An 18985-nucleotide genomic window follows, 5' to 3' on the forward strand; every position below is an offset into this window, starting at 1 on the left:
GAGACAACGATGAAGCGAATCGGCATCGTCGGATGGCTGGCCGTACTGGTGACGACATCCTCGTTCGCGCAGTCGAGTGGCGCGGATGTACCGGCGGCGCGGCGCAACTGGTACAACGATCCGTTCGTCGTGCTGTCGCGCGATTTCGCCGAATGCCCGCTGCCGCTCGGCCCGTGGATGACGCACGCCGAGATGGAGGACGACGCGCACTACCGGGTCGAGCGCGGGACCACCTGCTGGCTCGCCCACCGCTGCACGAAACAGAATTCCTATATGTATGACGCGCCGATCGCGGCGGCGGCCAAGGCGCATTTCGCGGGCACCGATCGTTTGCATGGCACGAGCCTGTGGATCACCGTGCAGCGGCGCTTCATTTACGTCGAAGGGTGTGCCGATCCCGCATTCGATCGGCAGGCGCTCGCGCGCGAACTCGGCGCGCTTCCCGACGTCGAGCAGGTATTCGTTCGCATCACCGACGATCCGCACCGGGCCGTGCCATACAAGACACGCGGACGCCCCGACCGGGCACCTGACTGAACGCGGGGCGACAGTGCATGGCATACTCGCGACATTCAAAAATAGGTTGACGGAAACAACAATGAAACACATGCTTGCGGCGGTCTGTCGGTGGCCTCGAACGCATTGGTGTCGGGCCGGATTGTTGGCCCTGGTTGCGGGGCTCGGCGGGTGCGGCGGCGGGGCGCCACTGTTCACTTCGGACGGACGCCCCACTACGCAGGTGCAGTGCACCGGCGGCGACTGGAGCAATTGCACGGACAACGCCCGAGCCCTCTGCAATGGGGAATTCGATGTCATCCAGCGATCGACCGATGACGCCGTGCGAAATCTTCTCTTCGCATGCAAGAAGAAAAGCGGTTATTGATCCCGCCATGACCGGCTGAGGAAACCATGATCGGGTGAAGCGCTTTTCTATTCGCTTGGAGTCGGCTATTTTTCATGAATAACACTCACGGAGTCCCATCCATATGGCGACCTACAGGCAACTGACTGCGCAGCTCGAAAGACTTCAGCAAAAGATCGACAAGGAACGCGAAAAGGCGATTACCGATGCGATTGCCGCCATTCGGGCGAAAATCGAGGAATTCGACATTACGGCGGAGGAGCTCGGTTTCCTTCCGATGGGCACCGCCCCTGCCGCGAAGCCGAAGCGTCCGTTGCCGCCGAAGTACCTGAACCCGAAGACGGGCGAAACGTGGAGCGGCCGCGGGCGTGCGCCGGCGTGGCTCGGCAAGAACCGCGCGCGTTTCCTGATCAAGGACTGACTCCCGAAAATCCTCACCTTTCGTGCGCTGACTGACGGTGCGAACGGCCCTGCGGCCGTCGCACCGTTTTGTTTTTGGGTCGCCGCAATGCGATTCGGGGCTGCGAATTGAGCGGCAATGCCGTGCGATTAACGGATACCTTTTTGCGAACTCGCTGCGATTCGCGCGGATATCACCGCGAATTCCCGTAAACAATCGCGCAATGATGCGGCATGCGCGCATTGGCATGCTCGATCCTGGCGGTGCTGACGGACGGCCGATTGCCTTCACCTCTCGCGTATTTACACGCTGCGCCATGCTATTCCCGAACTTGCTCACCATGGCTCCTGTAAATCCTCACCTTTGAAGCGGCGACCGGATGACCGCGTCGTGTCGCCTTCGCCCGCCGCATCGTGCGAAGGCGTCGGTTACCGGCTCATGTTGAGGGCATTGATGCGCGTCGCACAGTCGGCCGTTCGGCATATAGGCAGCCGCATCGCGTTCGCCTATGCTTGGAGTTCGCGTCGGCCGGCACGTGGCCATCTGGTCCGTGTGCCGGTCGAATCGTCTTTCGTTACCGCAGGGAGCCGATGTGACCGTCCGCCATCTCGATGCATTGTTCCAGCCCAGGTCCGTTGCCGTCGTCGGTGCATCGTCGCGCGCCGGCAGTATCGGTGCGATGGTGTGGGCGCGCGTGCTCGACGGTGCGTTCGATGGGCCCGTGTGGCCCGTCAATCCGAAGTACCGCGGGCTGAACGGGCATGCGGTCGTGGCCGATGTCGATCGCCTTCCCGCGCCGCCATCGGTCGCCGTGATCTGCACGCCTCCTGCCACGTGGGCCGGGATCGTGCGCAAGCTCGGCGAGCTCGGCACGCGCGTCGCGGTGATCGTCGGCGAAGCGCGCACCGACGCCGATCGCGCGGCACTCGATCGCACGCTCAAGGCCGCGAAGCCGTTCGTGCTCCGTATCGTCGGGCCCGGCAGTCTCGGCGTGCTGTCGCCCGCGCGGCGTGCCCATTTCGGCGCGCCGGCCTATACGGCGCGATCGGGCGGCGTCGCCTGGGTGTCGCAGTCGAACGCGCTGACGAACGCGGTACTGGGCTGGGCCGATGCGCGGGGCCTCGGCTTTTCGCATGTCGTCGCGCTCGGCAGCGAGGCCGACGTCGATGCGGGCGATGTGCTCGACTACCTCGCCAGCGATCCCGGCACGCGCGCGATCCTGCTCGAGCTCGACACCGTATGCGCCGCGCGCAAGTTCATGTCGGCCGCGCGCGCGGCGGCGCGCAACAAGCCGGTGCTCGCGCTGCGCACCGGGCGCGCCGATCCCGGCGATGCGCTTTACACGGCGGCGTTCCAGCGTGCGGGGATGGTGCGTGTCGATGCGCTGGACGATCTGCTCGACGAGATCGAGACGCTCGGCGTCGGTCGCGTCACCGCGCATGGCTCGGCGACGCTCGTGACGAGCGACGCGGGCGTCGCGAAGCTTGCGGGCGATGCGGTCGCGGAGGTGCGCGACGTGCTGGCCGACTGGCCGGCGGCGGCAACGTCGGCGGTAGCGGCCGCGCTGCCGCATCTCGCCGGGCCCGGCAATCCGCTGATGCTCGGCGACGATGCGCTTCCCGAGCATTTCGGCGCCGCCGTCAAGGCGCTCGCGCCGTTTCCGCAAACGGGCACGCTGTTCGTCGTGCATTCGACGTCCCACAGCGCGCCGGCCGATGCGGTCGCGCGTACGCTGATCGAATCGCGGCAATACGCATACCGCGGCATCCTCGCGTGCTTCTTCGGTGCTGTTGACGCGGCGACGCGCGACGCCCTGCACGCAAACGGGATCCCGGTGTACACCACGCCGCAGCGGCTTGCGCGCGCATACGCGCGGCTGGTCGACTACAACCTCGGGCGGCAGTTGCTGATGCAGACGCCGGAGGGCACGCCGCTGCAGCCGGTCGAGTGCGTCGCGTCCGCCCAGACCGAGGCCCGCCGGATGGTCGAGGCCGGCGAGCATGAACTGGCCGGCGAAGCAGCGTTGCGCTGGCTCTCTCACTTCGGGATGCATGGTGAGCCGGCCGACGCGTCGGCGGCCGCCAGAGTCGTCGACGTCACGGTCGACATGTACGACGATTCGAACTTCGGTCCGGTGTTCCGCTATGCCGTGCCGCCGGCGGACGGCGTATCGGCGCCATTCATCGTGTACGGGCTGCCGCCGCTGAATACGGTGCTCGCCCGCGCGGTAATGGAGCGCTCGCCCTACGCGCGCCGTGCGCCCGTCGAACCCACGCTCGATGCGCTCACGGCGCTGTCGCAAGTCGTTTGCGACGTGCGCGAAGTCGTCGCGATGTCGATCACGCTGCGCGTGCTGTCCGACCGCGCCTACATCATCGCGCCGCGCCTCACGCTGGCGGCGGGGCGCAGCCGGCTCGCGATCATGCCGTATCCGCGTCATCTCGAACAGACGCTCGAATGGCGCGGCGAGACCGTGACGATCCGTCCGATCCGTCCGGAAGACGAGGAGGCACACAACGAATTGCTCGGCGCGATGACGCCGGACGATCTGCGAATGCGGTTCTTCGGTGCGGTGCGCAGCTTCGATCATTCGCAAGTCGCGCGCATGACGCAGATCGACTACGACCGCGAGATGGCTTTCATCGTGTCGTTTACCGACGTGTCGGGCCGGTCGCACACGCTCGCGGTGGCGCGCGCGGTCGCCGATCCCGACAACGAGACGGCGGAGTTCGCGATTGCCGTGCGGCCCGATCAGAAGGGCAAGGGGCTCGGGCGGCTGATGATGACCCGCATCATTGACTACGCGCGTTCGCGCGGCACCGCGTGGATGATCGGCGAGGCGCTGCGCGAGAACACCGCGATGATTTCGCTGGCGAAGTCATGCGGTTTCGCGGTGTCGACCACGGAGGAACCCGGCGTGGTCGGGTTCAGGATGAAGCTGCAATCGTAGTCGCAGGGGTGAGGCGTGCGAACGTGCGGCAGTATCGCGCTGTCGACGCGGAACGCATGATGCCGCGTGACGCATGGCTGCGGTTGCGCGGATTCTGCATGGTTCGCGATGCAGATCATTCGGCGCGTTCGATCGAATCCGTGAAGCGATGCGACGCTCTGTGACCAGTGGGGAAAGGCGTTTGCATCGAGTCACTGCATCCGCGGCGGGCGAGTTGCGTGCGTCGACGGCCTTCGCATTTCGCCGATTCGGGTGGCGTAGCGCGGCATGCTGACACCCGCATTCACACTCACGCAAGCGCGAGGAACCGGTCGACGAGATCGGGGCGATCGAGCTGCTCGACCCACCAGCGCAACGCGCGGCAGCATCGGAAACAAAGCGAAGGTGAGATTTTTCGGGAGCCGCGAGTGAGCTTTTCCGGGAGCGGCTGGGTGACCCGATACAGGAGCACTCGGTGAGCCTTCCCGGGAACGGCCGGTGAGCCCTTGCGGGAAGCCCCGGTGAGCCTTTCCGGGAAAGGGCGGTGAGCGTCTGCGGGAGGCGTCGGTGAGGACGTTCGGGAGGGCGCGGTGAGCGTCTTCGGGAGCGTTGGGTGAGCTTTTACGGGATGCCCGGGTGAGCGCTTACGGGACGCTTCGGTGAGGCTTTTCGGGAGCCTGCGAACGCAGTGCTCCGCCACGCGCGGCGCCGGCCTTTGCCGGCGTCCGCGCCGGTGCGGGCACGCATGAACCGTGCCCGCGACAGCGTTTACGCGGCGAGTTTCGACGCCGCGTCGTTCACCTGGTCACGCGAAATCGCGAGTTCCTCCAGGTGCGCGTCCGCATAAACGCCACCGGTTTCACGCTCGAGGCGGGCGATGGTCAGCGCGCAACGCGCGGTGTCCTTCGGCATCGCGATGAAGCGCTTGACCGATTCGCCGGACGTAAACGCGTCGAACAGCGCGCCGCGCACGTCGTCCGGAAGCGTCTTGGTCCATTGGTACGGCTTGCCGTTGAACGTGATCGACGGCGGCAGCGTGCGTTCCTTCTTGGTGGCCGTGATGAGGCCGTAGGTGCGCGCGGCGTCGCCGATCTGCTCGGGCGAGAAGAGTTCGTCGGGCGTGATGCCGAATTGCTCGATGTAGTTCTCGATCGCCTGCATCGCCGCGGCACGATCGTCGCGCTTCTTCTGGGCGCGCGCGACGATGTCGCGCAGCTCGTCCGCTTCCTCGGGGGTGATCGTGAAGCTCGCCTGCTTCTGCTGAAGTTCGGAGAAACGCTGGAATTCTTGATCGTTCAGAAGTTTGGCCATGACATCCATCGGACACGACGGCCGCAACAGCCGGCCGCCGTAGTTTTTGAGAGGGCCGCTATTCTAGCGTAGCGCCGGGCGCGCGGCGCTCGCACATTCAGCTGATTTCCACGCGGCACATCGACAACTGACCGGCCGTATCGCGCAGCCCTGCAACGGCCACATCGACGGACGGCGTCGTGTGCGCGTCGATCCGGCGCATGTACGGGCAGGTGAGCACCGCGATCGCATGGCCGGACGGGCCGAGGATCGGCGCGCTCAGGTCGGTGACGCCGTACGCCTGGCGGCTGTCCTGGCGCACGTAGCCGGCCTGCCGGATCGACTGGCACGCGTACGCCAGTTCCTGCTCGTTGAGCGGCGTTTCGCCCTTGACCTTGCGATGCTCGGCCAGCATGTGCGCACGCTGCTCGGAACCCTGGAACGACAGCATCATCCGCCCCGACGCCGTGTCGGCGAGCCCGACGCGCGAGCCGAGCCGCACCAATACGCCCCACGGGCCGGGGCCGTCGACCTGCGCGATCACGAGCAGGTTGCCGCGATCGTAGACGCTCAGATGGCACGACTGCTCGGCGGCGTCGGCGAAGCGCTGCATCAGCGGCAACGCTTCGGCGATCAGCCGGTTCATCGGCGGATGCCGATGCGCGAGCGCGAACAGTTTCAAGCTGAGCGTATAGCGGTCGCCGCCGCTCGAACGCATCACATAGCGGCGCGCAACGAGACGTTCGAGCATCCGGTAGATCTCGCTCGCGTTGCGTCCGAGCTCCTTCGTGATTTCGGTGCGGGTGAGCCCTTCCTTTTGTTCCGACAGGAGTTCGAGAATGTCGAGACCCTTGTCGAGCGCGGGCGCGCGATAGCGGTCGGCTGCGCCCATCGACTCCCGTGCGTCGCTGCCGGGGAGCGGGTCAGTGGTCGTTTGCGTCATGAGTAGGAAGTCCGGGAGTTGCCAATCGGTGGGCGACGCACGCTGACCGGCTTGACACGCGGATTCGGGCAGCCGCATGCGGTTCTGACCGCCGTCCGCGCGAGCTTAACAACAAACTTTGAGTGTGCAATGCAGCGTGTTTTTACCGATCGTTATCGAACAAGAACGGATCAACCGCGGTTTCAGATGACAGGGTCGCAACAAATACTGTGTATTCGTGGTCCGACGGCAACGCAAGGCGCCATGCGACATCGTGTCGTTGCACAGGCCCCCGATGCTGCGATGCAACACCCGCAGGCACACCGATAGTCGGTATCCGTCGTGCGCCATTTCACGGCGGGCCGCCGATGGTACAAAGAGCGGCGGGCCAGCGACGGCGTGGCCGCGCGTGAAGCCGGCCGGCACAGGCCGGCACATGCCGCGGATACCGGGCCGTCGTCGCCGATGCGCAGACCGGCGGCCGCCCGTTCGATGCGCGTCGCACTTCGGTGCGACGCCGCGATCGCTGCGCCCGCGCGAGCCTCGCGTGTCGAACGGTGTGCCGGATGCGGCGCCGACGCGCGTCATCGACGATCGACATTCAGTCCGGCGCGTGGCTGCACGCGGCTGCGTCGGCCGGTATCCTGTCCCATTCGACAACAGAGGTTGAGCACGATGAAACTGCTTCGCTATGGCCCGTCCGGCCAGGAAAAGCCCGGCATTCTCGACGCGGACGGCCGGATTCGCGACCTGTCCGCGCACGTGCCGGATCTGGCCGGCGACGCGCTGTCCGACGCCGGTCTCGCGCGCCTGCGCGCGATCGACCCGGCCGCGCTGCCGCTCGTCTCCGGCGAGCCGCGCATCGGCGCGTGCGTCGGGCGCGTCGGCAAATTCATCGGCATTGGTCTGAACTATGCCGATCACGCGGCCGAAGCCGGCATGCCGGTGCCGAAGGAGCCGGTGGTATTCGGCAAGTGGACGAGTTCGATCTGCGGTCCGAACGACGGCATCGACATTCCGAACGGCTCCGTGAAGACGGACTGGGAAGTCGAGCTCGGTGTCGTGATCGGCACGACGTGCAAGGACGTCGACGAAGCGCGTGCGCTCGATTACGTCGCCGGCTATTGCGTCGTCAACGACGTGTCCGAGCGCGAATGGCAGATCGAGCGTGGCGGCCAGTGGGACAAGGGCAAGGGCTTCGACACGTTCGGCCCGATCGGCCCGTGGCTCGTCACGCGCGACGAGGTGCCCGATCCGCAGCGCCTCGACCTGTGGCTCGAGATCGACGGCCACCGCTATCAGAACGGCAACACGCGCACGATGGTGTTCACCGTCGCGCAACTGGTCGCCTACCTGTCGACCTGCATGACGCTGCAACCCGGCGACGTGATCACGACCGGTACGCCGCCGGGCGTCGGGATGGGGATCAAGCCGTCGCCGGTGTTCCTGAAGGCCGGTCAGACGGTGCGCCTCGGGATCGACGGGCTCGGCGAGCAGTTGCAGAGCACGCGCAACGCGCAGTAAGCGCTCGCGCGGGTCGCGTGGCGGGCGGAACCGGCCGTCACGCGCCGCAACCCGCCGCGCGGTCCGATTGCCCCGGATGATCGCCGGCGGCGACCCTCGCGAACCGGACACCGATGCGGCAAAGACAAGCGCCCGATTCCGCGCGATGCGGAAATCGGCCCTTGTCGTTCATCCGCGTCCGTACGAAGCCGATCAGACGACGTTGTCCAGCTCGCAATCGCGCGAAGGCATACCGGCACTATCACAAGGCCGGTTGACGGCGGCGCGCGTCCCGCCCGGGGCGCGCAATCCGCGCATCCCGTGTATCGCGCCCGGACCTATTTCGCCGACAGCTTGCGCCACAGCGTCGTCTTGCTGATGCCCAGCATCGTGCACGCGCGATCGCGGTCGCCGCCGCATGCGTCGAGCACCGCGCGGATCTCGTCGGCTTCCGCGCGGCGGCGGCGTGCATGCAGCGTCTGCGCGTCGTCGGGATCCGTCGCCTCGGGCGGTGTCGCGAACAACTCGGGCGCGATCGCCTGCAGCGCATCGGGCGCGAGCGCGGCGCACGGGGCGCCCGGATCCTGCTCGTCGACTTCCTCGGCCAGTTCCACCGCGATCCGCTCGACCACGTTCTGCAGCTCCCGCACGTTGCCGGGCCAGCGGTAGCGGGCGAGCGTCGCCTGCGTCGCGCCGAGCACGCGCATCGCATCGCCGACCTCGCGCACGCGTTCGGCCAGCCGCGGCTCGCGCCGTGCGGCCTGCACGAGCAGCGTGGCCGCGAGCGCCGGAATGTCGGCCGCGCGCTCGCGCAGCGGCGGCAGGCCGATGTTCAGGATGTTGAGCCGGTAATACAGGTCCGCGCGGAACGTGCCGGCTTCGACGGCCGCGAGCAGCGGCCGGTGCGTCGCCGCGATCACGCGCACGTCGATGCGGATCGGCTCGGTCGAACCGAGGCGGATCACCTCGCGCTCCTGCAGCACGCGCAGCAGCCGGCTTTGCAGCGACGGCGGCATCTCGCCGATCTCGTCGAGAAACAGCGCGCCGCGGTGTGCGGCCTCGAACAGCCCGGTCTTGCCGCCGCGCCGTGCGCCGGTGAACGCGCCTTCCTCGTAACCGAACAGCTCGCTCTCGAGCAACGCTTCCGGAAACGCGCCGCAGTTGATCGCGACGAACGGATAGCTGCGCCGCACGGACAACGCGTGCAGGCTCTGCGCGATCATCTCCTTGCCGGTGCCGCTCTCGCCGAGCACGAGCACGGTCGCGTCGGACTTCGCGTAGCGGCGCACGAGGTCGCGCACGCGCGCCATCGGCGCGGACGCGCCGACCACGTCGTCGAGCGCATAGCGCGCCGCGAACTGCTGCGTGTTCGGCTGCGAACGCAGCGCGCGGTCGAGCCGTTCGACCGCGCGCGATTCCTGGAAGGTCAGCACGCTGCCCGACGTGACGCCGCGATCGACGAGCGGCCCGCGATGTACGACGTAGCGCACGCCGCGCACCGTCGCGAGCGCGTCGCCGTCCTCGCCCCGCAGCGTGCGCAACTCGGGCCGCAGGTCGACGAGCGCGCGGCCGACCGCCGCCGCGGGTTCGACCCCGAGCGCCGACGCGAGCCGCTCGTTGATCGCCTCGACGCGACCGCGCGCGTCGAGCGCGACCACGCCGTCGCGCAGGTGCTGCAACAGGTTGTCGAGGCGTTGACGGCGAAACGCCTCGGCGTGCGTCGCGTACGCGACTTCGAGCGCCGTTTCGACCGCCTTGCGCACCGACGCGTGCGAATACAGGAACACCGCGCCCATACCGGCACTCGCCGCGAGATCGGTGACGAGACCGGGGCCGACGATCGTCTCGATGCCGCGGTCGTGCAGGTCGTGCACGCAGGCTTCCGCTTCCTGCGCCGACTGATATGACGCAAACTGCACGTCGAGGCCGTAGGCGGCGACGAAGCGGCGCACCTCGGGCGGCGTCTCGCCGGCGCTGACGAGTGCGATCCGCGATGCGTCGCGCCGTGCGCGCGCGAGCGCCTGCATCACGTCGAAGCCGGTCGGCGACACGACCACGACCGGCACTTGCGCGCGCGTTTTCAGGAAGCCGCCGTTCGAGCCGGCCGCGACGATCACGTCGGGCCGCGCGGTGCCGGCTTCCGCGATCGCGCTGAGCGCGTCTTCGTAGGCCCGCGTGACGATGCGCACGTCGGCGCGTTCGTCGAATTCCCCGGCGATCTCGCGAAACAGGTCGCGCAGGCGGCTGATGCCCATCGCCCAGATGCGCGGGCGCACCGTGCGGTCGGCCGGGCCGACGGGCTTGGTCGAGGAGAGGTCCATGGCGACCGATTATGCGCGCGCGATTTCAATTTTGAAACATGAAATTGCCGAATTGAAATCGTCGGGCGATTCGCCGCCTCTGTTGGTTGCTTAAGAATCAGTGGGTTAGCGGTATTTCGCGACCTGGCCCGGTCCTTGCTGTTAATGGGCATTCCTTCAGGAGGCCGTTCATGAGCAACACGCATCTTCAGAGCGCCGGCGCGAAATTCCGCGCAGCAGTCGCGGCCGAGCAGCCGCTGCAGGTAGTCGGCGCGATCACCGCGTACGCGGCCAAGATGGCGCAGGCCGTCGGCTTCAAGGCCGTCTACCTGTCGGGCGGCGGCGTCGCCGCGAATTCGCTCGGGATTCCCGATCTCGGCATCAGCACGATGGAAGACGTGCTGATCGACGCGAACCGGATCACCAACGCGACCGACCTGCCGCTGCTGGTCGACATCGATACGGGCTGGGGCGGCGCGTTCAACATCGCGCGCACGGTCCGCTCGTTCATCAAGGCCGGTGTCGCGGCGGTTCACCTCGAGGATCAGGTCGGCCAGAAGCGTTGCGGCCACCGGCCGGGCAAGGAAGTCGTGCCGACCGAGGAAATGGTCGATCGCGTGAAGGCCGCGGTCGATGCACGCACCGACGACCAGTTCGTGATCATGGCCCGCACCGACGCGGCCGCCGCCGAAGGGATCGATGCCGCGATCGAGCGCGCGATTGCCTACGTGGAAGCCGGCGCCGACATGATCTTCCCGGAAGCGATGAAGACGCTCGACGATTACCGCCGCTTCAAGGCAGCCGTGAAGGTGCCGATCCTCGCGAACCTGACCGAATTCGGCTCGACGCCGCTGTTCACGCTCGACGAGCTGCGCGAGGCGAACGTCGACATCGCGCTGTACTGCTGCGGCGCGTATCGCGCGATGAACAAGGCCGCGCTGAACTTCTACGAGACGCTGCGCCGCGACGGCACGCAGAAGGCCGCCGTGCCGACCATGCAGACCCGCGCGGAGCTGTACGACTTCCTCGGCTATCACGCGTACGAGCAGAAGCTCGACGAACTGTTCGCGCAGGGCAAGAAGTAACGCGGCCCGCGCACCGGGACACGGTTCCCGGAACGCTTTGCACGCGACCGCACCGAGCGCCAAAGCGCTGAAGCGCCAACTGCGGTCGACAGCTACCCAGATACCTATTGGAGAACGGAAACATGAGCGAGACGAAAGACGCAGCAGCACCGGCCGCCGCGGGCGCATTCAAGCCGAAGAAGTCGGTGGCGCTGTCGGGCGTGACGGCCGGCAACACGGCGCTGTGCACGGTCGGCAAGACCGGCAACGACCTGCACTATCGCGGCTACGACATTCTCGACGTCGCCGAGTCGTGCGAGTTCGAGGAAATCGCGCACCTGCTCGTGCACGGCACGCTGCCGAACATGACCGAACTGGCCGCGTACAAGATCAGGCTGCGCGCGATGCGCGGCCTGCCGAACGCGCTGAAGGCCGCGCTCGAGCAGATCCCCGCATCGGCTCACGCGATGGACGTGATGCGTACCGGCGTGTCGGTGCTCGGCACCGTGCTGCCGGAGAAGGACGACCACAACCTGCCGGGCGCGCGCGACATCGCCGACCGCCTGATGGCGTCGCTCGGCTCGATGCTGCTGTACTGGTATCACTTCTCGCACAACGGCAAGCGCATCGAGACGGAAACCGACGACGATTCGATCGGCGGCCACTTCCTGCATCTGCTGCACGGCAAGACGCCGTCGAAGTCGTGGGTCGACGCGATGCACACGTCGCTGATCCTGTACGCGGAGCACGAGTTCAACGCATCGACGTTCACCGGCCGCGTGATCGCGGGCACGGGCTCGGACATCTACTCGGCGATCACCGGCGCGATCGGCGCGCTGCGCGGGCCGAAGCACGGCGGCGCGAACGAAGTCGCGTACGAAATCCAGAGCCGCTACAGCTCGCCGGACGATGCCGAAGCCGACATCCGCCGCCGCGTCGAGAACAAGGAAGTCGTGATCGGCTTCGGCCACCCCGTCTACACGATCTCCGATCCGCGCAACAAGGTGATCAAGGGCGTCGCGCACAAGCTGTCGAAGGAAGCGGGCGACCTGAAGCTGTACAGCATCGCCGAGCGCCTCGAATCGGTGATGTGGGACGCGAAGAAGATGTTCCCGAACCTCGACTGGTTCAGCGCCGTGTCATATCACATGATGGGCGTGCCGACCGCGATGTTCACGCCGCTGTTCGTGATCTCGCGCACGTCCGGCTGGAGCGCGCACATCATCGAGCAGCGCGTCGACAACAAGATCATCCGTCCGAGCGCGAACTACGTGGGGCCGGAAGACCTGCAGTTCGTGCCGATCGAGAAGCGCTGATCCGCCAGCCGCGCGCCGGCCCCGCGAGACGGGCGCCGGCGCGCGCCGGACGTCATACCCCGATTTCCCGCCCCACATGATGAATACCGCCTACCGCAAACCCCTGCCCGGCACGTCGCTGGACTATTTCGACGCGCGTGCCGCGGTCGAAGCGATCGCGCCCGGCGCCTACGACACGCTGCCGTATACGTCGCGCGTGCTCGCCGAAAACCTCGTGCGCCGCTGCGATCCGGCGATCCTTGCCGATTCGCTGAAGCAGATCATCGAGCGCAAGCGCGACCGCGATTTCCCGTGGTTCCCGGCGCGCGTGGTGTGCCATGACATCCTCGGGCAGACGGCGCTCGTCGATCTCGCCGGCCTGCGCGACGCGATCGCCGACGGCGGTGGCGACCCCGCGAAGGTGAACCCGGTCGTGCCCGTGCAGTTGATCGTCGACCACTCGCTCGCCGTCGAGTGCGGCGGCTTCGATCCGGACGCGTTCGCGAAGAACCGCGCGATCGAGGATCGCCGCAACGAGGATCGCTTCCACTTCATCGAGTGGACGAAGAAGGCGTTCGAGAACGTCGACGTGATTCCGCCGGGCAACGGCATCATGCACCAGATCAACCTCGAGAAGATGTCGCCGGTGATCCAGGCGCAGGACGGCGTCGCGTATCCGGATACCTGCGTCGGCACCGACAGCCACACGCCGCACGTCGATGCGCTCGGCGTGATCGCGATCGGCGTCGGCGGCCTGGAAGCGGAGAACGTGATGCTCGGCCGCGCATCGTGGATGCGCCTGCCCGACATCGTCGGCGTCGAGCTGACCGGCAAGCGCCAGCCCGGCATCACCGCAACCGACGTCGTGCTCGCGCTGACCGAGTTCCTGCGCAAGGAAAAGGTGGTCGGCGCGTATCTGGAATTCCGCGGCGAAGGGGCCGCGAGCCTCACGCTCGGCGACCGCGCGACGATCTCGAACATGGCGCCCGAATACGGCGCGACGGCCGCGATGTTCTTCATCGACGGCCAGACGACCGACTACCTGCGCCTCACCGGCCGCAGCGACGAGCAGGTGAAGCTGGTCGAGACCTACGCGAAAGCGGCGGGCCTGTGGGCCGATACGCTGGGCAACGTGCAATACGAGCGCACGCTGACGTTCGATCTGTCGAGCGTGGTGCGCAACATGGCCGGCCCGTCGAACCCGCACAAGCGGCTGCCGACGTCCGATCTCGCCGCACGCGGGATCGCCGGCCAGTGGGAAGAAAAGGTGGGCGAGATGCCCGACGGCGCGGTGATCATCGCCGCGATCACGAGCTGCACGAACACCAGCAACCCGCGCAACGTGATCGCCGCGGCGCTGCTCGCGCGCAACGCGAACGCGAAGGGCCTCACGCGCAAGCCGTGGGTGAAGAGCTCGCTCGCGCCGGGCTCGAAGGCGGTCGAGCTGTATCTGGAAGAAGCGAACCTGCTGCCGGAGCTGGAGAAGCTCGGCTTCGGCATCGTCGCGTTCGCGTGCACGACCTGCAACGGGATGTCGGGCGCGCTCGATCCGAAGATCCAGCAGGAGATCGTCGATCGCGACCTGTACGCGACCGCCGTGCTGTCCGGCAACCGCAACTTCGACGGCCGCATCCACCCGTACGCGAAGCAGGCGTTCCTCGCGTCGCCGCCGCTCGTCGTCGCGTATGCGATCGCCGGCACGATCCGCTTCGACATCGAGAAGGACGTGCTGGGCCACGACCGCGACGGCAAGCCCGTCACGCTGAAGGACATCTGGCCGACCGACGAGGAGATCGATGCGATCGTCGCGTCGAGCGTGAAACCCGAGCAGTTCCGCAAGGTCTACGAACCGATGTTCGCGCGCACGGCCGATGCGGGCGAGCGTGCGGCGCCGCTGTACGACTGGCGCGCGCAGAGCACGTATATCCGTCGCCCGCCGTACTGGGAAGGCGCGTTGGCCGGTGAGCGCACGCTCAAGGGCATGCGTCCGCTCGCGGTGCTCGGCGACAACATCACGACCGACCACCTGTCGCCGTCCAACGCGATCCTCGCGGACAGCGCGGCCGGCGAGTATCTCGCGAAGATGGGCCTGCCGGAAGAAGACTTCAACTCGTACGCGACGCACCGGGGAGACCACCTGACCGCGCAGCGCGCGACCTTCGCGAACCCGACGCTGATCAACGAGATGGCGGTCGTCGACGGCGCGGTGAAGAAGGGCTCGCTCGCGCGCGTCGAGCCGGAAGGCAGGGTCATGCGCATGTGGGAGGCGATCGAGACGTACATGAACCGCAAGCAGCCGCTGATCGTGATCGCCGGCGCCGACTACGGCCAGGGCTCGTCGCGCGACTGGGCCGCGAAGGGCGTGCGGCTCGCGGGCGTCGAGGTGATCGTCGCCGAAGGGTTCGAGCGGATCCACCGCACCAACCTGATCGGGATGGGCGTGCTGCCGCTCGAGTTCAAGCCGGGCACCAACCGCACCACGCTCGGCATCGACGGCACCGAGACCTTCGACGTGATCGGCAAGCGTACGCCGCGCGCCGATCTCACGCTCGTGATTCACCGCAAGAACGGCGAGCGTGTCGAGGTGCCGGTGACGTGCCGGCTCGACACGGCCGAGGAAGTGTCCATCTACGACGCGGGCGGCGTGCTGCAGCGTTTCGCGCAGGACTTCCTCGAATCGTCGCAGGCGGCTTGACGGCATCGCACAGGGATAACGCAAACATGGCTCACATTCCGCAAATCAGGATTCCGGCGACCTATATCCGCGGCGGCACCAGCAAGGGCGTGTTCTTCCGGCTGCAGGATCTGCCGGATGCCGCGCAGACGCCGGGCGCCGCGCGCGACGCGCTGCTGCTGCGCGTGATCGGCAGCCCCGATCCGTACGGCAAGCAGATCGACGGGATGGGCGGCGCGACGTCGTCCACCAGCAAGACGGTGATCGTGTCGAAGAGCACGCGGCCCGGCCACGACGTCGACTACCTGTTCGGGCAGGTCGCGATCGACCGCGCGTTCGTCGACTGGACGGGCAACTGCGGCAACCTGTCGGCGGCGGTCGGTCCGTTCGCGATTGGCGGCGGCCTCGTCGATGCATCGCGCGTGCCGCGCGACGGCGTCGCGACCGTGCGGATCTGGCAGGCGAACATCGGCAAGACGATCGTTGCGCACGTGCCGATCACGAACGGCGCGGTGCAGGAGACGGGCGACTTCGAGCTGGACGGCGTCACGTTCCCGGCCGCCGAAGTGCAGCTCGAGTTCATGAATCCGGCCGCCAAGGAAGAAGGCGCGGGCGGCTCGATGTTCCCGACCGGCAACCTCGTCGACGACCTGGCCGTGCCGGGCATCGGCACGCTCAGGGCGACGATGATCAACGCGGGGATCCCGACCATCTTCGTCGAGGCTGAAGCGATCGGCTATACGGGCACGGAACTGCAGGACGCGATCAATAGCGACCCGAAGGCGCTCGAGAAGTTCGAGACGATCCGCGCGCACGGCGCGCTGCGCATGGGCCTGATCGACACGCTCGACGAGATCGCGACGCGCCAGCACACGCCGAAGGTCGCGTTCGTCGCGAAGCCGGCCGACTATGTCGCGTCGAGCGGCAAGCGCGTGAATGCGGGCGACGTCGACCTGCTGGTGCGTGCGATGTCGATGGGCAAGCTGCACCACGCGATGATGGGCACGGCGGCGGTCGCGATCGGCACGGCCGCGGCGATTCCCGGCACGCTGGTGAATCTCGCGGCGGGCGGCGGTGCGCGCAACGCGGTGCGCTTCGGGCATCCGTCGGGCACGCTGCGCGTGGGCGCGGAAGCGCAGCTCGAGAACGGCGAGTGGACCGTCACGAAGGCGATCATGAGCCGCAGCGCGCGCGTGCTGATGGAAGGGTGGGTGCGCGTGCCGGGGGATGCGTTCTGACGCACGATGGTTTTCACGTGCAAGCCTGCACGAGCAAACGTCGTCCCGATCCCTGCGAAGCGGAACCGCTGCGCGGGGATTTTTTCATTTGACGCATGCGATCTGGTGGGAAACGTGTCGCGCTGGAGTGCGGGTCGTTGGCGCTGGTCGACCGCGAAGGATGGGGCAGGCGTAAGCGCTGAAGCGCTAACGGTGGTCGACAGGAGAATCGTATGTCGCTTGATGCGCCGCTTTCCGGCATCCATATCGTCGAATTCGAAGGTCTCGGCCCCGGCCCGCTCGCGGGCTGGATGCTCGCCGGAATGGGCGCGCGCATCACGCTGATCGCGCGTCCGGCCGGCCGCACGAGCGCGCCGGACGCGTTGCAGGGCCGCGACGGCGACCTGCTGCGCGAAGGCAAAACGGTCGTCGAACTCGATCTGAAGACACCGGACGGCCGCGATGCGGCGCTCGCGCTGATCGCGCATGCCGATGCGCTGATCGAGGGGCTGCGACCGGGCGTGATGGAGCGTCTCGGCCTCGGGCCCGACGCTTGTGGCCGCCGCAATCCGAAGCTCGTGTACGGACGGATGACGGGCTGGGGCCAGGACGGGCCGCTCGCGACGGCCGCCGGGCACGACCTGAACTACGTCGCGCTGACGGGGCTGCTGTCGCTGTCGGCGCCGCGTGACGGCCGGCCCGGCGTGCCGCCTACCGTCGTCGGCGATGCGGGGGGCGCGCTCGGGCTCGCGTTCGGGATCGTCTGCGCGCTGTTCGACGTGCGCGGCGGCGGCCCGGGACGGGTGGTCGACGGCGCGATCGTCGACATCGTGTCGATGCTCGGCTCGCTCGCGCTGTGGGCGCGAGCGAACGGCCAGCTCGACGGCGCGCAGCCCAGCCTCTTCCACGACGCGCCGTTCTACGACGTGTATCGCTGCGCGGACGGCGAATGCGTGACGATCGGCGCGCTCGAGCCGCCGTTCTATGCCCTGCTGGTCGAGCGGCTCGGGCTGGCCGACGTCGATCCGGCGTCGCAGTACGACCGCGCGCGCTGGCCGGCGTTGAAGGCGCGCTTCGCCGAGGTATTCGCGCAGCAGCCGTCCGCGCACTGGCGCGCGCTGCTCGAAGGCAGCGACGCGTGCTTTGCGCCGGTGCTGAGCGTGGCCGAAGCGGTGGAGCACCCGCACAATGCGGCGCGCGGGATTTATCGCGTCGACGGAAACGGCAACGTTCGGGCGCGCGTGGCGCCGCGATTTTTGCCGTTGAGGGGTGACGAAACGGAATAGGTGGCGCCGGCTCGCCGATTCGAAAGCGCTACTCACAATACGCGCTTGCGCACAGGACAGCCAATTCGGTGGGTGCCAAATATGGCATCAAATTTGGTGCGAAAGAGAGTAAAATCGGGCCTCGATCGACGAAGGAGCCGATATGCCTCACACCATTCTGGCCAATGTTACGGCGAGCGTTTCGGAACTGAAGCGCAATCCGATGGGAACCGTCGCGGCGGGCGAGGGCTTTCCGGTTGCGATTCTGAATCACAACGAGCCCGCGTTCTATTGCGTCCCGGCGAAGACGTGGGAAGCGATGGTCGAACGTCTCGAAGATATGGAAGACAACGCGCTTGCCAATACGCGTGCGAAGGACAAGGTCGTCAAGGTCAAGCTGAATGACCTTTGAGCTTGCCTTTCTCGAACCTGCGTTGAAGGAGTGGAACAAGCTCGATCGCACCATCCGCGACCAGTTCAAATCCCGACTCGCCGAGCGGCTCGAGAATCCCCGCATTGCGTCGGCCAAGCTGCATGGCCATCCGGATCGCTACAAGATCAAGCTGCGCAGCGTCGGCTACCGACTCGTCTACGAAGTGCGCGATACGGAAGTGATCGTACTGGTTGTCGCAGTCGGTCGCCGTGACCGCGATGCCGTCTATCTTGCCGCGATGAAGCGGTAGGCCGGACGACGCGCGACGCGTGTGCTGCCGCGGTTTGCGGGCCGCGTTGCATCGCCGGTGTCCGGACGTGCGATCGACAATCCGCCGGCCTTTGGGTACAAAGCAACTCACGCCGTTTCCTCCGGCGAATCCGGCATCTTGCCGTCGCCGACGCGGTTGATCGTGCCTTGCGCGATCGCGACGAGCCGCTCGTGATCGCCGTCGATGACGAACACGTGACACTGGCAGGTCGCCTGATGCCGGCCCGCGTACACGACCTTCGCGCGCGCGACGAGCGTGCCGTTCACGGCGGGCCGCAGGTAGTTGATCTTGTATTCGGCGGTGATCACGCGCGGGCCGAGCACGAGCGCGCCGGCGAACGTCAGCGCGTTGTCGGCGAGATAGCCGATCACGCCGCCGTGCACGAAGCCGTGCTGCTGGCGCAGTTCGTCCCGCACGGGCAGGCACAGCGACACCTCGTTGTCGCCGATATGCATCAGCTCCGTGCGCAGCAGCATGCTGAACGGTTGCGCGCGCAATGCGCCGCGCGCGTGGTCCGTGATGTCCGTCATCGACTTCCTCGCAATCCGTGTCCGCTTGCG

16 protein-coding genes are annotated in these 18985 nt (G+C 67.2%); 12 read left to right on the forward strand and 4 right to left on the reverse strand.

Annotated elements, in window-relative coordinates:
* Positions 1-9: 9 nt before the first annotated feature.
* The 4 genes from SB786_RS16670 to SB786_RS16685 all read left to right on the forward strand — a co-directional run bounded on the left by SB786_RS16670 (position 10) and on the right by SB786_RS16685 (position 4212).
* Positions 10-537 (forward strand): BON domain-containing protein, encoded by a 528-nt coding sequence (locus SB786_RS16670; RefSeq protein WP_410728398.1) that lies wholly within the window; start codon positions 10-12, stop codon positions 535-537.
* A gap of 61 nt (positions 538-598) precedes the next feature.
* Positions 599-883 carry a hypothetical protein gene (locus SB786_RS16675; RefSeq protein ID WP_012367057.1) on the forward strand — a complete coding sequence of 95 codons (285 nt, stop codon included), beginning with the start codon at positions 599-601 and terminating at the stop codon, positions 881-883.
* Positions 884-986: 103 nt separating this feature from the next.
* Positions 987-1283: an H-NS family nucleoid-associated regulatory protein gene (locus tag SB786_RS16680; RefSeq protein ID WP_006757735.1), complete on the forward strand. Its 297-nt coding sequence runs from the start codon at positions 987-989 to the stop codon at positions 1281-1283.
* 571 nt (positions 1284-1854) lie between these two features.
* Positions 1855-4212, forward strand: coding sequence for a GNAT family N-acetyltransferase (locus tag SB786_RS16685; protein WP_410728399.1), 2358 nt, complete (start codon positions 1855-1857; stop codon positions 4210-4212).
* 747 nt (positions 4213-4959) lie between these two features.
* On the opposite strand, the gene SB786_RS16690 is transcribed toward SB786_RS16685, so the two are convergent.
* Positions 4960-5511 carry a hypothetical protein gene (locus SB786_RS16690; protein WP_006757733.1) on the reverse strand — a complete coding sequence of 184 codons (552 nt, stop codon included), beginning with the start codon at positions 5509-5511 and terminating at the stop codon, positions 4960-4962.
* Between the two features lie 88 nt (positions 5512-5599).
* The gene (locus tag SB786_RS16695; RefSeq protein WP_410728400.1) at positions 5600-6424 is read right to left on the reverse strand and encodes an IclR family transcriptional regulator; all 825 of its coding nucleotides are present in this window, start codon (positions 6422-6424) and stop codon (positions 5600-5602) included.
* A gap of 654 nt (positions 6425-7078) precedes the next feature.
* Here SB786_RS16695 and SB786_RS16700 point away from each other — a divergent pair.
* The gene (locus SB786_RS16700; protein WP_410728401.1) at positions 7079-7927 is read left to right on the forward strand and encodes an ureidoglycolate lyase; all 849 of its coding nucleotides are present in this window, start codon (positions 7079-7081) and stop codon (positions 7925-7927) included.
* Positions 7928-8244: 317 nt separating this feature from the next.
* On the opposite strand, the gene prpR is transcribed toward SB786_RS16700, so the two are convergent.
* Positions 8245-10227, reverse strand: coding sequence for a propionate catabolism operon regulatory protein PrpR (gene prpR, locus SB786_RS16705; protein ID WP_410728402.1), 1983 nt, complete (start codon positions 10225-10227; stop codon positions 8245-8247).
* A gap of 170 nt (positions 10228-10397) precedes the next feature.
* Here prpR and prpB point away from each other — a divergent pair, with 170 nt between their 5' ends.
* From prpB to SB786_RS16740, 7 genes are all read left to right on the forward strand, one after another.
* Positions 10398-11291: a methylisocitrate lyase gene (gene prpB / locus SB786_RS16710; protein ID WP_057925585.1), complete on the forward strand. Its 894-nt coding sequence runs from the start codon at positions 10398-10400 to the stop codon at positions 11289-11291.
* A gap of 122 nt (positions 11292-11413) precedes the next feature.
* Positions 11414-12586, forward strand: coding sequence for a 2-methylcitrate synthase (gene prpC / locus SB786_RS16715; RefSeq protein ID WP_410728403.1), 1173 nt, complete (start codon positions 11414-11416; stop codon positions 12584-12586).
* A gap of 79 nt (positions 12587-12665) precedes the next feature.
* A complete protein-coding gene (gene acnD / locus SB786_RS16720; RefSeq protein ID WP_410728428.1) occupies positions 12666-15260 on the forward strand; it encodes a Fe/S-dependent 2-methylisocitrate dehydratase AcnD in 2595 nt (864 codons plus the stop codon).
* Positions 15261-15286: 26 nt separating this feature from the next.
* Positions 15287-16477 carry a 2-methylaconitate cis-trans isomerase PrpF gene (gene prpF, locus SB786_RS16725; RefSeq protein ID WP_410728404.1) on the forward strand — a complete coding sequence of 397 codons (1191 nt, stop codon included), beginning with the start codon at positions 15287-15289 and terminating at the stop codon, positions 16475-16477.
* Positions 16478-16689: 212 nt separating this feature from the next.
* Positions 16690-17742, forward strand: coding sequence for a CaiB/BaiF CoA transferase family protein (locus SB786_RS16730; RefSeq protein ID WP_410728405.1), 1053 nt, complete (start codon positions 16690-16692; stop codon positions 17740-17742).
* Positions 17743-17884: 142 nt separating this feature from the next.
* A complete protein-coding gene (locus SB786_RS16735) occupies positions 17885-18133 on the forward strand; it encodes a type II toxin-antitoxin system Phd/YefM family antitoxin (RefSeq protein WP_410728406.1) in 249 nt (82 codons plus the stop codon).
* A complete protein-coding gene (locus SB786_RS16740) occupies positions 18123-18404 on the forward strand; it encodes a type II toxin-antitoxin system RelE family toxin (protein ID WP_410728407.1) in 282 nt (93 codons plus the stop codon). Before SB786_RS16735 ends, SB786_RS16740 begins: the two co-directional genes overlap by 11 nt.
* Before the next feature lie 107 nt (positions 18405-18511).
* On the opposite strand, the gene SB786_RS16745 is transcribed toward SB786_RS16740, so the two are convergent.
* Positions 18512-18955 (reverse strand): PaaI family thioesterase, encoded by a 444-nt coding sequence (locus SB786_RS16745; RefSeq protein WP_006757720.1) that lies wholly within the window; start codon positions 18953-18955, stop codon positions 18512-18514.
* Positions 18956-18985: the final 30 nt, after the last annotated feature.

It is taken from the genome of Burkholderia sp. SIMBA_062, from assembly GCF_046534765.1.
Taxonomy (GTDB): domain Bacteria; phylum Pseudomonadota; class Gammaproteobacteria; order Burkholderiales; family Burkholderiaceae; genus Burkholderia; species Burkholderia ambifaria.

Excerpts from the sequence above, each read along its gene's own strand:
- SB786_RS16670 (WP_410728398.1), top strand. The coding sequence starts at position 10 with ATGAAGCGAATCGGCATCGTCGGATGGCTGGCCGTACTGGTGACGACA.
- SB786_RS16675 (WP_012367057.1), top strand. The coding sequence starts at position 599 with ATGAAACACATGCTTGCGGCGGTCTGTCGGTGGCCTCGAACGCATTGG.
- SB786_RS16680 (WP_006757735.1), top strand. The coding sequence starts at position 987 with ATGGCGACCTACAGGCAACTGACTGCGCAGCTCGAAAGACTTCAGCAA.
- SB786_RS16690 (WP_006757733.1), bottom strand. The coding sequence starts at position 5,511 with ATGGATGTCATGGCCAAACTTCTGAACGATCAAGAATTCCAGCGTTTC.
- SB786_RS16695 (WP_410728400.1), bottom strand. The coding sequence starts at position 6,424 with ATGACGCAAACGACCACTGACCCGCTCCCCGGCAGCGACGCACGGGAG.
- SB786_RS16700 (WP_410728401.1), top strand. The coding sequence starts at position 7,079 with ATGAAACTGCTTCGCTATGGCCCGTCCGGCCAGGAAAAGCCCGGCATT.
- prpR (WP_410728402.1), bottom strand. The coding sequence starts at position 10,227 with ATGGACCTCTCCTCGACCAAGCCCGTCGGCCCGGCCGACCGCACGGTG.
- prpB (WP_057925585.1), top strand. The coding sequence starts at position 10,398 with ATGAGCAACACGCATCTTCAGAGCGCCGGCGCGAAATTCCGCGCAGCA.
- prpC (WP_410728403.1), top strand. The coding sequence starts at position 11,414 with ATGAGCGAGACGAAAGACGCAGCAGCACCGGCCGCCGCGGGCGCATTC.
- acnD (WP_410728428.1), top strand. The coding sequence starts at position 12,666 with ATGAATACCGCCTACCGCAAACCCCTGCCCGGCACGTCGCTGGACTAT.
- prpF (WP_410728404.1), top strand. The coding sequence starts at position 15,287 with ATGGCTCACATTCCGCAAATCAGGATTCCGGCGACCTATATCCGCGGC.
- SB786_RS16730 (WP_410728405.1), top strand. The coding sequence starts at position 16,690 with ATGTCGCTTGATGCGCCGCTTTCCGGCATCCATATCGTCGAATTCGAA.
- SB786_RS16735 (WP_410728406.1), top strand. The coding sequence starts at position 17,885 with ATGCCTCACACCATTCTGGCCAATGTTACGGCGAGCGTTTCGGAACTG.
- SB786_RS16740 (WP_410728407.1), top strand. The coding sequence starts at position 18,123 with ATGACCTTTGAGCTTGCCTTTCTCGAACCTGCGTTGAAGGAGTGGAAC.
- SB786_RS16745 (WP_006757720.1), bottom strand. The coding sequence starts at position 18,955 with ATGACGGACATCACGGACCACGCGCGCGGCGCATTGCGCGCGCAACCG.